Here is a 16,221-nt window from a genome sequence, read left to right on the forward strand (position 1 = left end):
TTAAAGTGATAAATAAAAAAAATAAAAAAACACTTGGAGGTTCTAATGAAACCATACTTTTTTGATGACAAAAAACGTTTTGTTATTAAAGATTATAATAATCAGAAGCCATTTTCTAGCTTTTTCCCAGGTATTGCAGGAACTATGGGTATTCCTCTTTGGGCTTTCTATGTGAACAGAGGTCAAGGGATCGCTAGTTTTGGAATACAAAATAAAGACAGTTCTATTATGGAGTTTTTTCCAGCGAATAAATCTTATCAGCAAGTTCTTACAAATGGATTTCGTACTTTTATAAAATATAATAAAAATAATGACAATGGCTATTATGAACCTTTTTCATATCAAACAGGTGGATTGAACTTAGAAGAAAATATGTATATTTCAGCAAACTTTCTTGAAATCGATTCCATAAATAAAGAGGTAGGTTTACAGGTTAAAGTTAGCTATTATACATTACCTAATGAATCATTTGCTTCTTTAGTTCGTACAGTAACCGTTAAAAATATTTCTCAAGAAAGTATGAAATGTGAAGTATTGGACGGAATGCCTTCTATCCTTCCATACGGTATTACAGAAGAACCATATAAAAGATTAGGTCATACTTTAAAAAGTTGGATGGATGTATATAATCTAGATCAACATGTACCTTATTATAAACTTAGAGGAGATACCGCTGATTCAGCTACTGTTGGTGAAATTAAAGGTGGCTATTTTTATTTAAGTTTCGAAGATGAAAAACTGATTTCACCGATTGTAGATGCAAATCTTGTATTTGGGATGAATACCTCCTTTAATAAACCTGATGCTTTTTTGAGAAATTCTTTAAGTGAGTTATTAAAACAGCAACAAGTGACTACAAATAAAGTACCTGCAGGTTTTTCAGGAGTTGAAAAACAATTAAAACCTGGACAATCTGTTGAAATTAATACATTTATTGGATTTGCTCAAGATATTGAACAAATCAATGGGCGTAAGGATGAATTATGTAAAAAAATTTTTATTGATACAAAAAGGAATGAAGCACAACAGCTAGTTGATGAATTGACAAACGACATTAATACAAAAACCTCCTCTAGTTTGTTTGATGCTTATTGTAAACAAAATTATTTAGACAATCTATTACGTGGTGGGTATCCTGTCACGTTTGAAGCCGATGAAAAGCCACTTGTTTATCATATGTACTCGAGAAAACATGGAGATTTAGAGAGGGATTATAACTTTTTTTCTTTAGAAGCAGGATATTATTCTCAAGGTAACGGAAATTTTAGAGATGCAAATCAGAATAGAAGAAGTGATGTGTTATTCCATCCTGAGATTCATGATTTTAATGTGAATATGTTTTTCAACTTAATTCAGACAGACGGATATAATCCTCTTGTAGTAAAGGGATGCAGTTTTACAGTTAAACAAAATCAAATAGATGAAATTTTGAATTTTATTAATAAAAAAGATAAAAATAAATTGAAAACATTCTTTAAAAATCCATATACTCCAGGTGAACTTCTTACCAAATTAGAGAATGAAAATATCAAGTTAACTATTTCTTCAGAACAATTCCTATTAGAAGCACTTCAAATTAGTGAACAACATGTAGAGGCAGAGTTTGGCGAAGGGTATTGGGTCGATCACTGGACATATAATATGGATCTAGTGGATAGTTATCTTGCAATTTATCCAGATCGTATACAACAATTTCTATTTGAACAAAAAACTTATACTTACTTTGATAGTCCGGCTGTTGTGTTACCAAGAGAAGACAAATATGTTTTGGTAGATGGAAAGGTACGTCAATATGATGCTATTGAAGAAGATACACAAAAGGAGGCTCTACTTCATTCAAGAACAGAATTGCCAAATTGGGTAAGAACAAAATACGGTAAAGGTGATATTTATTATACGAATCTTTACAGCAAAGCAGTTTCATTAGCTTTAATTAAATTTGCAACTTTAGATCCCCTCGGGTTAGGCATAGAGATGGAAGCTAACAAACCAGGTTGGAACGATTCTATGAACGGATTGCCAGGTTTATTTGCCTCTGGTTTTAGTGAAGCTAGCGAATTGAAAAGATTGCTTCAATTTGTCATTCGCTCTAGTGAAGATATCAACAGAACAATCAAACTCCCTGTGGAAATAGCGGAATTGTTAACCTATGTAGATCGTTTACTTGATGTTTATAATCAATCACAAGAATCAGATAAGGATTATCAATATTGGGACCAGGTTTCTAAAGCTAGAGAACAATATCGTGAGCAAACTAAATTTGGGTTAAACGGAGCGGAAACAGAGCTGAGTGTATCTGGTATTATGAATATTTTTAAGAAATTTGTGTTAAAAATGAATGCAGGAATGAAACGTGCTTTAGAGCTGAATGGTGGAAAGTATCCAACTTATTTCTATTTCGAAGCGGAAAGTTTTGAAGAACTTGTTGATAATGATGGAAAACAAAAAGTGAATAAGAATCATTTAACTAATGTTAAAGTGACAAAGTTTAAACTACATAATCTTCCACAATTTTTAGAGGGACCAACGAGAGCATTAAAGGTATTGGATTCATTTGAGGAAAAACAAATGTTATACAAGCAAATTAAAAGCAGTGGAGTATACGATGAAAAGTTGAAAATGTATAAAGTTAATGCATCCCTTGAAGGGCAGCCTTTTGAGCTAGGAAGGGTTAGAGCATTTACTGCAGGCTGGCTAGAAAATGAATCTGTCTTTATGCATATGGAATATAAGTATATTTTAGAAGTATTAAAAGCAGGTCTATATGATGAGTTTTTCGAAGATATGAAAAATGTTATGGTTCCATTTCTAGATCCAGAGGTTTATGGAAGAAGTATTATTGAGAACAGTTCATTTATCGCTAGCAGTGCAAACCCTGATGTTACACTACATGGTACAGGATTTGTGGCAAGGTTAAGTGGATCAACAGCAGAGTTTTTATCTATGTGGCATATGATGATGGCAAACAAACAACCTTTTCAAATGGAAGAGGATAAGCTTTGTCTGAAATTAGAGCCAATTTTACCAGGGTGGTTATTCGATGAGAATGGTACTGTGGAATTTAGATTTTTATCAAAATGTGATGTCACTTATATTAACAAATCAGGTAAAAATACGTATGGACCTAATGGATTAAAAGTTAAGAAATTGATACTTACAAAACACGATGGTGAACAAATCATTATCAAAGATGGTACTGTTTCTGATCCATTCGCTTCTATGATACGTGAAGGTCTAATTTCTAAGATCGATGCTTTTTTAGATTAAAATAAATCCCTAAGGGAATAGTTATTGACAACCTTTTGTGAACAGATTTATTATTGAGGGAGGGAGAATAAGCTTCCTCCTTCCTCGATTAAGTATTTCTAAAATAAAGAGTAATTTAACCATCATAACTACTTTTTATCTTCTCAAACTAACTAAATTGAAAACGATTTCATATATTTTCAAACGTTTTTTATCACTTTTATTTCTTTATAAGTTTATTTTTTGAAAGGGGTGGTGCTTTTTAGGGAATCTATTTAAATTTTCATAGTTGTCTCTGAATTTAGTAGGTAGTAATCAGCTTGTTTAATTTAAGATTATGCACTTATTCTAACATTAAAGGAGAGAGTTCATTTGAAGAAATTATTAACCCTTTTACTAGCTTTAATGATGGTGCTAAGTAGTTTCCAAATTGTATTTGCTGAAAAGAAAGGGAATGCAAACGACGCACCTGCAACTAATAATTTTAATCCCAGAGCTTCTAAAGGTCAGTTACATGGTTCAACTGAAGTAGATGTAAAAATTAATGAAAGCGTACATCATTTGGCTGTACAAGTTGCAAGTCAACCCATCGAAATGCCTAATGTAGGAGATGAAGTACCAACAGATTTTTCTATCAAAAATCCATATGTTGCACTAGATGATATTTCAGGTGTAGATGCAGAAATCAATAAATACCTTGGTGTTTATCTAGCTGATGACAAGAACAAAGTCGTAGATTTCAAATTACTTGAACTCACAAAAGGTAAAATTCAAAAAGAAAAATGGAATCTAGTTTGGGAAGATAACTTTGATGGACAAGCAATAGACGAAACCAAATGGAACTTCATCCAAGGTGGTGGAGGTTATGGGAATAATGAGCTTCAGAACTATACAAACCGTGAAGAAAATGCACGTGTAGAAGATGGTTCATTAATTCTTGAAGCACATGAAGAAAGCTTTGGAGGAAATGATTATACTTCTGCTAAGTTAACTACAGAAGGTAAAGGTGATTGGACTTACGGTAAGTATGAATTTAGAGCGAAAATGCCAGAGGGACAAGGAATATGGCCAGCGATTTGGATGATGCCTACAGATTATGGAGTCTATGATATTTGGCCTTCCTCAGGTGAAATCGATATTATGGAATTTTTAGGACATGATCCTTATACGGTTTATGGAACACTTCATTACGGGGTGCCTTGGACTCATACGGGTCAGTCTTTCCAACTACCAGGTGGAGAAAGCTTTGTTGATGATTATCATACATTCACATTAGAATGGGAACCAGGTGAAATGAGATGGTACGTCGACGGGATTTTATTCTCTACTCAAAATGATTGGTTCTCTAGAGATCCACAAGGAGCAGATAATTTTACTTATCCAGCACCATATGACAGAGATTTTTATATTCAAATGAACTTAGCTGTTGGAGGAAATTGGCCAGGATATCCTGATGAAACAACTGAATTTCCGCAGCAATTTTTAATTGATTATGTTCGAGTATATGAGTTAGACGGGGAATATAGAAAAGCTGGTGAAAGACCAGGTCCATCTCCGCATGGCAACAATGATTCTGAAGGAAGAGAGCCACTAGAAGATGGCAATTATATTTATAACGGTGGATTTGATGAAGATTTAGCTTATTGGGATTTCCAACCTTTTGAACCAGATGATTTATTCGGTGGTGAGGGAGAGGTTTCAGTTGTTGATGGTGTATTAAATACTGCAATCACAAGTGCAGGCGATGCACTATGGGCTATACAATTTATTCAACCGAATCTACCAATTGAAAATGGTGAAAGATACAAGTATTCTTTTGATGCTTGGTCTACAGGGGATCGCTCTATGATGGTAAACGTATCTGGTCCAGATCATAACTTTACTCGTTATTTGCAAGATGCAACGATTGAATTAACGGATACACCGCAGCATTTTGAGTTTACTTTTGATATGGTTCAACCTACAGACTTCAATGCACGATCTGAGTTTAATATGGGGCAAGCTTCGACACTTCCAGTATTCATAGATAATGTGCGTTTAGAAAAAGTTGAAAAGGATCCAAATGCCTCTAAGGAAGTATTACCTGATGGAAACTATATATATAATGGAACATTTGATCAAGGAACGAATCGATTAGGCTTCTGGGAGTTAACTACAGATGATTCTGCGGATGCTACCACTTCGGTAAATAGTGAAATCTATTACCGTGAATTATATGTATCTATTGGTGAAGAGGGAACTTCATCAGATTCTATTGCTGTAAGCCAAGACCATTTAAACATTGAAGAGAACCAAAGTTATATTGTTTCTTTTGATGCTAGAGCAGTAGAAGAAAGGACAATTGAAATTCAATTAACAGATGTTGATCAAAATGAAATCTACATGAATGAATCTATTGATTTATCAACAACTACAAAAGAGTATTCAAAAATATTTAGAATGAACAATCCAACAGATGAACATGCATTATTCCAGTTTTTATTCGGAAATGATGATGCAGGTGTTTATGTAGATAATGTAACAATGAAAGCCATTTCTCCACCAGAAAATGTTGTTGGAAATACACAAATTGAAGCGGAAAACTATGTTAGTATGTATGGCGTGATCGCTGAAAATGATGGTCAAACCATTGGTTTTATTGATGAGGGAGATTGGTTGCAATACGCTATAGACGTGCAAGAAGCTGGGGATTATGTAATTTCATACTCTGTTGCGTCTAACGTAGATACAGGAAGTTTGACTTTATTAACAAAAGCGGGAAGTGCATATACGGGTGAATTAGAATTTAATAATGAAATAACAGAAGCTGAAGCTGATGGTGTATATAACATGGACATTGCTAGTACTGGTGGATGGAATAACTGGAGTATTGTAAGTCATGCTGTTCATTTAGAAGAAGGTGTACAGACGCTTCAAATTGCATCACCAGGAGTAAATTTAGATTGGTTTACAATATCAACTGAAAGCCAGAGCCAAGGTGAAGATCTTATAATAAATGGTACGTTTGATTCCGTTGTTGAACCAACTTTTGTTTGGTGGGGAGATCAATGGAATGGGTATGCAGAAGGTGAAGCCTCAATAGAAGATGGTTTACTTAAAGTTCATCTTGAAAGTTTAGGAGCACAGTCTTTCATTCCACAAGTTGTTCAAGAAGGATTGCAATTTATTAGTGGACAAACCTATACAGTTAGTTTTGATGCGAAATCTACTTCACCTAAAAAAATCAACGTAAATGTTGGTAGAGGTTTGGACACTGCACCCTGGTTTATTCCATATGTAGATACACAACAGATACAATTAAATAATGAATTACAATCTTATCAGTTTACATTTACAATGAACGAAGCATCTTACGACAATGGAAAGATCGTATTTGAATTAGGTCCAATAGATGGTGAAGCAGTTGTCGGTGACGTATATTTTGATAATGTAAGTATTAAAAGAGATATCATCCAAAATGGACACTTCAGTTCTTCGATTGAACCATGGCAAGCTTGGTGGGGAGATCAATGGGCTGGTTATGCAGTTGGGGAAATAAATGCGACAGATGGACATTTGGTGATTGATATTGAGCAGACGGGGGATCAATCGTATAGTCCACAAGTTTTTCAAAATGGTTTATATTTAGAAAATGGAAATACCTATACGGTTTCCTTTGATGCAAGCTCAAGTGTGGATAGGCAAATGAATGTAAATATTGGAAAAGAATTAACCGAAGCACCGTGGTTTATTCCATATGTAACAACACAGGTTATTGATTTGAGTATAAATCAAGAGAATTATCGTTTTACTTTTACTATGAGTGAGGACACTTTCAATAATGGGAAGATTGTTTTTGAATTAGGAAATATCGCAGGTGAAGCGATCCCTGCTACAATTAACTTAGATAATGTGAGCATTGTTGTAGGTGAATGAAAATATAGACATAACTAAATGATGAATAACCCTAACCAAATTGCAGATTGTTTGTAAAGGTTAGGGTTTTCATTTAGGTTACAAGTTGTGATAATAGCAATTTCAATATAAATTGGATAAAATGAAAAGGAAATTAATTCTAAAGATAAGACAATGAAAGACTTAGTTAGATCAGTACAGGAGGTTATTACAATGGCAAATGAGCGTGTAATATATAACTTTTCTATTGGGTGAAAATTTGATATGAATCTGAAGAGTAGACTAATTTTAATTTAAAATGGAGGCATATTAATTATTAATAAACAGAAAAGGAAAAAGAAAGGAGATACGATGACAAAGAAAATTGATACAGGGTGGAACTTAGATAACAGTTATGCTAGCTTGCCGAAATTATTTTTTTCCAGCCTCAATCCAAATCCTGTACATTCACCGAAGTTGATCATTTTCAATGACTCTTTGGCAACATTACTAGGGTTAAATGCTCAGGGATTACAGAGCGAAGATGGGATAGCGGTACTTGCAGGCAATCAGATTCCCGAAGGATCTTCGCCTCTCGCTCAAGCATATGCGGGGCATCAATTCGGACATTTTAATATGTTAGGGGATGGACGGGCCCTGTTACTTGGCGAGCAGATCACTCCTCAAGATGAACAGTTTGACATTCAGCTTAAGGGTTCAGGTAGAACCCCATATTCCCGCGGGGGGGATGGTCGAGCGGCACTTGGACCTATGTTGCGCGAGTATATCATCAGCGAAGCAATGTATGCTCTTGGGATTCCTACCACTCGTAGTCTAGCCGTGGTGACTACAGGTGAGTCAGTAATCCGAGAAACAGAGCTGGATGGTGCAATACTGACCCGTGCAGCCTCTAGTCATCTACGTGTTGGTACTTTTCAATACGTTGCAAATTGGGGTACAGTTGAGGATTTAAGGGTTCTTGCTGATTATACTTTACAAAGACATTTTCCAGACATTCAAGCTGACGAAAATCGATATCTTGCAATGCTTCAGGAAGTGATCAAGCGCCAAGCTTCGCTGATTGCAAAATGGCAACTGGTTGGCTTTGTTCATGGAGTAATGAACACTGACAACATGACGATTTGTGGAGAAACCATTGATTATGGTCCTTGTGCCTTTATGGATTATTATGATTCAGCTACAGTATTTAGTTCCATTGACATACAAGGTCGTTATGCTTATGGTAATCAGCCGTATATTGGTGGATGGAATCTTGCTCGGTTTGCTGAAACTTTAATACCGCTACTGCATGTTGATCAGGAGCAGGCTTTTAAACTGGCCCAGGATGCAATTTCAGATTTTACAGAGTTGTATCATATTAATTGGCTCTCAGGAATGAGAGCAAAATTGGGGATATTTAACGAAGAAACAGAAGATGAATCTCTTGTTAAAGATCTTCTCAGTTTGATGCAAAAGTATCGTGCGGACTATACCAATACTTTTCGCGTATTAACTTTTGATACGCTGGAGGAAACGGACCTGTTTCGAAGTCTTGAATTTGATAACTGGCATGAGAGGTGGAAGGGGAGACTAAGCAGACAGCAAGAAGAGAAAGAAGCTTCGCATCAGTTGATGAGAAACAGCAATCCTGCGATAATCCCTCGTAACCACCGGGTAGAAGCTGCATTAGAAGCAGCGGTGAAACATGGGGACTATAGTGTGATGGAGCAGCTTCTTCATGTTCTTTCTAGTCCCTACGCTTACTCCTCCGAACAGGATGAATACTCCAAGCTGCCAGAGCCATCAACCCGTCCTTACCGGACCTTTTGTGGTACATGACATTTTTTTCTATAACGAAAATATGAGAATCGTCAGATGTCTCTCTACTAAATGTAATTCAAGCTGAAAAGTAAGTGCTGATTCACAAGATGTAGATAAAACTATTCATGAATAATTTTCTTTACTTATACAATACTATGAATCGAAGACAAGTTAATATCTTTGTGAACATTTTTCACATAGAGGTGAAAAATATACAAGAAATATAAGAATGACCACATAGTATTGTGAAATCGAATCCACTATACTTTTAGTAGGACGTATTTCACGTCAAGATAAAAAAATAGGGGGATATTGAAATGAAAAAATTTAGTTTAGTTTTAATGAGTCTAATGCTTTTATTTTCTTTTGCATTAGCAGCTTGTTCTACTGAAGGCGATACAGAGCCAGACGAGTCAGGTAAAGAAAATCCAGGTACTGAAGCTCCATCAGATGAAGTCATTGAACTGACATTCCAAAACATTCCTAACACTGGATTAGACGTATTAGTTGAACAATATCAAACAGAAAACCCAAATATTAAAATCAACTATCAAGAAGTTGAGTTTAATGATCATCATAACGGATTGGTAACTGCATTAGCTGCTGGATCTGGTATTCCAGACATTGCTTTTGTGGAAATTGGATTCTTAGAAACTTTTAAAGGTGATCAAGGCAACTTTACAAACCTATATGATTTAGGTGCGAAAGATGTTACTGGTGACTACTTGGATTGGAAAATCAAACAATCAGAAAATGCTGACGGCTCTTTCCTATTTGGATTACCAACAGATATTGGTCCAATGGCAATGGCTTACCGTACAGATATCTTTGAAGCAGCAGGTCTTCCAACAGACCCAGATGAAGTTTCTGCTTTAATTACAAACTGGGATGAATTTGTTGAAGTTGGTAAAACAGTGCTAGAGAAAACTGGAAAACCAATGACAGATTCAGGCAGTACAATTTATGACACAATGGTAGGTCAATTAACTGAAGTTTATTTTGATGAGAATAACGAATTATTATTAGAATCTAACGCGGGTGTAAAGGAAGCATACGATAGAGCTACAGCAATGGTAGAAGCAGGAATTACTGCGAAAGTGGGACAATGGTCTCCAGAATGGAACGCAGGAATTAATGATGGTGGATTTGCTACATTAATGGCACCAGCTTGGATGATGAACCATATGAAGAGTACTGCACCAGACGGTTCTGGAAACTGGAACATTGCTCAAATACCAGTTGCGTCAGGTAACTGGGGTGGCTCTTTCTTAACGGTCCCAGCGGCAACTGAACATCCAGAAGAAGCATATGCCTTTATCGAGTGGTTGTTAAGTGTAGATAATCAATATGAAATCTTTAAAGCAACAGGAAACTTCCCTTCTACACCTGGAATTTATGACAAGCCAGAAATACAAGATTGGACAGATGAGTACTTCCAAGGAGCTTCAGTAGGGAAAATTTATGCAGAAGCTGCTTTAAAAGTTGTTCCTGTTTACTTTGGTCCTGATCATCAGACTGTGAATACTGCAATTAAAGATGCAATTAACAACGTTGAAAACAATGATGCCGATGCACAAGCAGAGTGGGATGCAGCTCTTGAAAGAGTAGAACGTGATTTAAGATAATAAATATATTTAAAAAATCTTATAAATAATATAATGTGCGCTGATCAACTACGATCAGCGCACATATAATCTGGATAGGATTTATTTCCATATTTTTGGTAGGAGGAGGTCGTATGGCAATGAGTGCAAAATCAGATAAAAAACCTCGTTTTAAATATGGTTCACAAGCAAGTAAAGATGCATTATCAGGTTATTTATATGTAGCTCCTTTTTTTATTTTGTTTTTAACGTTCGGTATATTTCCGATTTTTTATAACTTGTATATCTCCTTATTTAGCTGGAAATTATTTGGTGCTGAGCCAGAGTTTATCGGTTTACAAAACTATATCTGGTTATTAACGGATGATCCAACTTTTATAAAATCAGTAGTGAATACTTTTTCCATTTGGATTATTTCTACTATACCTCAGTTATTCATCGCATTAGTGCTCGCTTATGTATTAAACCAAGCTTTTATGAAAATGAAGGATTTGTTTCGAATGGCTATTTTTATGCCATTTATCACATCCATTTTAGCGGTAACGATTATTTTTAATTCTTTATTTTCAAGAGATTTTGGTCTAATTAACTTTATAATAGGTACCGAAGGATTAGATTGGAAAAATAATAGATTTTTAACTCATTTTGCTATAGCTACAATGGTGAATTGGAGATGGATTGGTTATAATACGATTATTTATATGGCAGGATTACAAACAATCGGTAAGGATTTATATGAAGCAGCAACAATAGATGGGGCAAATAAAATCCAGCAGTTTTTCTATATTACGATCCCACAGCTTCGTCCTATTATTCTCTTTACGATCATCATGTCTTCTATAGGTGGCATGGCATTATTTATCGAACCATTAGTGTTCTTAGATATAAGAGGAGGATCTGCAAATCAAGGTTTAACGATGTTTTTATACTTATATGAAACTGCATTTGGAACCAAATACAATGTTGGATATTCTGCAGCCATTTCTTGGGTGATGTTTGTCATTGTTGTATTGTTTGCATTATTGAATTGGTTTGTTACTACGAAAGTTATTAAGGATTAGAAGGGATGAGAGGTCATGAAAAACAGAACAGGACGTTTTATATCTTATATATTTTTAATTATCTCATCTTTAGTTTCAGTATTTCCGTTTTATTGGATGTTTGTCATAAGTACAAATACGACTGCGGCAGCCAATAAATTTCCACCCAAAGTTATTCCTGGTGATCAATTTTTTGCCAATCTCCAAAATGCATGGCAAAATGCAGACTTTATCACTGCTCTTTTTAACACTTTAATCGTTGCAGGGACAATCACCGTGTCTCAGCTATTTTTCTGCTCGCTAGCAGCTTTTGCTTTAGCAAGGTTGGAGTTTAAAGGACGGAAGTTCGTATTCTTATTAATTGTAAGTACGATGTTATTACCTCCGGCCAGTCCGATCCCACTATACATCATAGTAAGCAAATTTAATTGGATCAATAGTTTATCTGCGGTTATCATCCCATTTTTAGTTGGAGCTTTTGGTGTATTTTTAATGAAGCAGTTTATAGAGTCCTCTATACATCCAGAGCTAATAGAGTCAGCTAAAATGGACGGAGCTAGAAACTTCCAAACGTATTACCGAATTGTTCTACCTATCCTTAAACCAGGATTAGCAACACTGGCTATCATTACATTTATGGGAATTTGGAATGACTTTGTATGGCCATCTATTGTACTTAAAGAACAATCTGTTCAAACATTACAGCTAGCGGTTCGTGGTTTACAGAACGCATATAACCGTGATACAGCATTAATCGTCACAGGCGCATTTATTACTACATTACCTTTACTTGCAATCTTTATCCCATTTAGCAGACAATTTATTGCTGGTTTAGCTGAAGGATCTGTTAAGGGGTAATCATGCTTTGTGAACATATTTAACGCTTAGAGGTCTATCTAAACTATTCTCACCTTGATTAATTATTGTAATCAAGGTTTTTTTGTTTTGAAATATTCAAACATATGAGATATATACAAGAAATATAAGAATTACCACATACCAAAATGAAATCGCTTACATTATAATTTTAATAGGACGTATTTAACGTTAAATAAAGGGGGAAATTTTAAATGAAAAAATTTGGTTTAGTTTTAATGAGTCTAATGCTTTTATTTTCCTTTGCATTAGCAGCTTGTTCTACTGACGAAGGTGGAGAATCTACAAGTGACAAACCAGCTGATGAAAAACCAGCAGGTGATGAAACTCCAGCAACTGAAGCCCCATCAGATAAAGTCATTGAATTAACATTCCAAAACATTCCTAACACTGGATTAGACGTATTAGTTGATCAATATCAAACAGAAAACCCAAATGTTAAAATCAACTATCAAGAAGTTGAGTTTAATGATCATCATAACGGATTGGTAACTGCATTAGCTGCAGGATCTGGTATTCCAGACATTGCTTTTGTGGAAATTGGATTCTTAGAAACTTTTAAAGGTGACCAAGGGAACTTTACAAACCTATATGATTTAGGTGCGAAAGATGTTACTGGTGACTACTTGGATTGGAAAATCAAACAATCAGAAAATGCTGACGGTTCTTTCCTATTTGGATTACCAACAGATATTGGTCCAATGGCAATGGCTTACCGTACAGATATCTTTGAAGCAGCAGGTCTTCCAACAGACCCAGATGAAGTTTCTGCTTTAATTACAAACTGGGATGAATTTGTTGAAGTTGGTAAACAAGTTGTTGAAAAAACTGGAAAACCAATGACGGATTCAGGCACTACAATTTATGACACAATGGTAGGTCAATTAACTGAAGTTTATTTTGATGAGAACAACGAATTATTATTAGAATCTAACGTGGGTGTAAAGGAAGCATACGATAGAGCTACAGCAATGGTAGAAGCAGGAATTACTGCGAAAGTGGGACAATGGTCTCCAGAATGGAACGCAGGAATTAATGATGGTGGATTTGCTACATTAATGGCACCAGCTTGGATGATGAACTATATGAAGAGTACTGCACCAGACGGTTCTGGAAACTGGAACATAGCTCAAATGCCAGTTGCGTCAGGTAACTGGGGTGGATCTTTCTTAACGGTCCCAGCGGCATCTGAACATCCACAAGAAGCATATGACTTTATCGAGTGGCTGTTAAGTGTAGATAATCAATATGAAATCTTTAAAGCAACAGGAAACTTCCCTTCTACACCTGGAATTTATGACAAGCCAGAAATGCAAGATTGGACAGATGAGTACTTCCAAGGAGCTTCAGTAGGGAAAATTTATGCGGAAGCTGCTTTAAAGGTTGTTCCTGTTTACTTTGGTCCTGATCATCAAACAGTGAATACTGCAATTAAAGATGCAATTAACAACGTTGAAAACAATGATGCGGATGCACAAGCAGAGTGGGATGCAGCTATTGAACGTGTAAATCGAGAATTAAGATAATAAGATAAAAATAAAAAAATAGCATAATTAATAAATTTTGACGCGCTGATCAATATAATGGTCAGCGCTTATAATCAAGAGGGGATAAATCCCATCATGGGAGAAGTCATCGTATCAACTATACATTCATGACTAGAGCACACAATATGAATAGGATAAGTTTACTTAACTATATGGAAGGAGGATTTCCAATGGAAACACATACAAAAGTGGGTAAAAAAACTAATACAAAACCTCGTTTTCAAAAGGGTTCCCAAGCAAAAAAGGATGCACTATCAGGTTATTTATATGTTGCTCCTTTTTTTATTTTATTTTTATCGTTTGGAATATTTCCGATTTTTTATAACTTATATATCTCCTTATTTAGCTGGAAATTATTTGGTGCTGAGCCAGAGTTTATCGGTTTACAAAACTATATATGGTTATTAACGGATGATCCAACATTTATAAAATCAGTAGTGAATACTTTTTCCATTTGGATTATCTCTACTATACCTCAGTTATTTATCGCATTAGTGCTCGCTTATGTATTAAACCAAGCTTTTGTGAAGATGAAGGATATGTTTCGAATGGGTATTTTTATGCCATTTATTACATCCATTTTAGCGGTAACGATTATTTTTAATTCTTTATTTTCAAGAGATTTTGGTTTAATTAACTTTATAATAGGTACCGAAGGATTAGATTGGAAAAATAATAGACTTTTAGCTCATTTTGCTATAGCTACAATGGTGAATTGGAGATGGATTGGTTATAATACGATTATTTATATGGCAGGATTACAAACAATCGGTAAGGATTTATATGAAGCAGCAACAATAGATGGGGCAAATAAAATCCAGCAGTTTTTCTATATTACGATCCCACAGCTTCGTCCTATTATTCTCTTTACGATCATCATGTCTTCTATAGGTGGCATGGCATTATTTATCGAACCATTAGTGTTCTTAGATATAAGAGGAGGATCTGCAAATCAAGGTTTAACGATGTTTTTATACTTATATGAAACTGCATTTGGAACCAAATACAATGTTGGATATTCTGCAGCCATTTCTTGGGTGATGTTTGTCATTGTTGTATTGTTTGCATTATTGAATTGGTTCATTACTACGAAAGTCATTAAGGATTAGAAGGGATGTGAGGGATCATGAAAAACAGAGCAGGACGTTTTATATCATATTTGTTTCTAATTATATCATCAATAATTTCAGTATTTCCGTTTTATTGGATGTTTGTTATAAGTACAAATACGACTGCGGAAGCCAATAAGTTCCCCCCAAAAATTATTCCTGGTGATCAATTTATTGCAAACCTTCAAAATGCCTGGGAAAACGCAGATTTCATTACTGCTCTTTTTAACACTTTAATCGTTGCAGGGACAATTACTATTTCTCAATTATTTTTCTGTTCTCTTGCGGCTTTTGCACTTGCCAGATTGCAGTTTAAGGGAAGAAATTTTGTTTTTATGTTAATTGTAAGTACTTTATTATTACCACCTGTTAGCCCGATTCCACTCTACATCATTGTAAGCAAATTTGATTGGATCAATAGTTTATATGCGGTTATCATTCCATTTTTAGTTGGTGCCTTTGGTGTATTTTTAATGAAGCAGTTTATTGAAACCGCTATACATCCAGAGTTAATTGAATCAGCTAAAATGGACGGAGCTAGAAATTTCCAAACGTATTACCGAATTGTTTTACCTATCCTTAAACCAGGTTTGGCTACATTAGCGATTATTACATTCATGGCGATTTGGAATGACTTTGTATGGCCATCTATTGTACTTAAAGATCAATCTGTTCAAACATTACAGCTAGCGGTTCGTGGATTACAGAACGCATATAACCGCGATACAGCATTAATTGTAACAGGCGCATTTATTACGACGCTTCCACTTCTTGCAATTTTCATTCCATTTAGCAGACAGTTTATTTCAGGATTAACAGAGGGTTCTGTTAAAGGTTAGAGCAAGTATAGGTTTGTGAACATTTTAATGTATTTATTATATATTTTTGATCTTAACTGCATTTGCAGTTAAGGTTTTTTCTTATCATTTAAGAATTTCTAAATTTTTCAAATTCTAAGTTTCAACAAAAGCTCCCGCTAATGAAGTACTCGGTTACTTCTCCGAGAAGCTTCAATAGAAGTTTTTGTTAATGATGCAGATTAGTACTTTTATACTATACAAAGCAAACTGCCACTTCATGGACATATTTTCCTTATAGATGATAT

Annotated in this window: 9 protein-coding genes; all 9 read left to right on the forward strand. The window is 35.0% G+C overall.

Going from position 1 to position 16,221, the window contains the following annotated elements; genetic code table 11:
- Nucleotides 1-45 precede the first annotated feature (45 nt).
- The 9 genes from VQL36_RS04440 to VQL36_RS04480 all read left to right on the forward strand — a co-directional run bounded on the left by VQL36_RS04440 (nucleotide 46) and on the right by VQL36_RS04480 (nucleotide 15,955).
- Nucleotides 46-3,267 carry a cellobiose phosphorylase gene (locus VQL36_RS04440; protein ID WP_349248153.1) on the forward strand — a complete coding sequence of 1,074 codons (3,222 nt, stop codon included), beginning with the start codon at nucleotides 46-48 and terminating at the stop codon, nucleotides 3,265-3,267.
- A 351-nt stretch (nucleotides 3,268-3,618) separates the two neighbouring features.
- Complete coding sequence (locus VQL36_RS04445) at nucleotides 3,619-7,161, forward strand: carbohydrate binding domain-containing protein (RefSeq protein ID WP_349248154.1); 3,543 nt, start codon at nucleotides 3,619-3,621, stop codon at nucleotides 7,159-7,161.
- 330 nt (nucleotides 7,162-7,491) lie between these two features.
- Complete coding sequence (locus VQL36_RS04450) at nucleotides 7,492-8,958, forward strand: protein adenylyltransferase SelO (protein WP_349248155.1); 1,467 nt, start codon at nucleotides 7,492-7,494, stop codon at nucleotides 8,956-8,958.
- 299 nt (nucleotides 8,959-9,257) lie between these two features.
- The gene (locus VQL36_RS04455) at nucleotides 9,258-10,565 is read left to right on the forward strand and encodes an ABC transporter substrate-binding protein (protein ID WP_349248156.1); all 1,308 of its coding nucleotides are present in this window, start codon (nucleotides 9,258-9,260) and stop codon (nucleotides 10,563-10,565) included.
- 119 nt (nucleotides 10,566-10,684) lie between these two features.
- Entirely contained in the window at nucleotides 10,685-11,605 is a 921-nt protein-coding gene (locus tag VQL36_RS04460) for a sugar ABC transporter permease (protein ID WP_349248157.1), read from the forward strand.
- 15 nt (nucleotides 11,606-11,620) lie between these two features.
- Nucleotides 11,621-12,442 (forward strand): carbohydrate ABC transporter permease, encoded by an 822-nt coding sequence (locus VQL36_RS04465; protein WP_349248158.1) that lies wholly within the window; start codon nucleotides 11,621-11,623, stop codon nucleotides 12,440-12,442.
- Between the two features lie 212 nt (nucleotides 12,443-12,654).
- Nucleotides 12,655-13,986 (forward strand): ABC transporter substrate-binding protein, encoded by a 1,332-nt coding sequence (locus tag VQL36_RS04470; protein ID WP_349248159.1) that lies wholly within the window; start codon nucleotides 12,655-12,657, stop codon nucleotides 13,984-13,986.
- Nucleotides 13,987-14,177: 191 nt separating this feature from the next.
- Nucleotides 14,178-15,116: a sugar ABC transporter permease gene (locus tag VQL36_RS04475; RefSeq protein ID WP_349248160.1), complete on the forward strand. Its 939-nt coding sequence runs from the start codon at nucleotides 14,178-14,180 to the stop codon at nucleotides 15,114-15,116.
- Between the two features lie 17 nt (nucleotides 15,117-15,133).
- A complete protein-coding gene (locus tag VQL36_RS04480; RefSeq protein WP_349248161.1) occupies nucleotides 15,134-15,955 on the forward strand; it encodes a carbohydrate ABC transporter permease in 822 nt (273 codons plus the stop codon).
- Nucleotides 15,956-16,221 lie beyond the last annotated feature (266 nt).

Origin of the sequence: Chengkuizengella sp. SCS-71B (assembly GCF_040100845.1) — a bacterium.
In the GTDB taxonomy this organism is placed as follows: Bacteria; Bacillota; Bacilli; order Paenibacillales; family KCTC-33759; genus Chengkuizengella.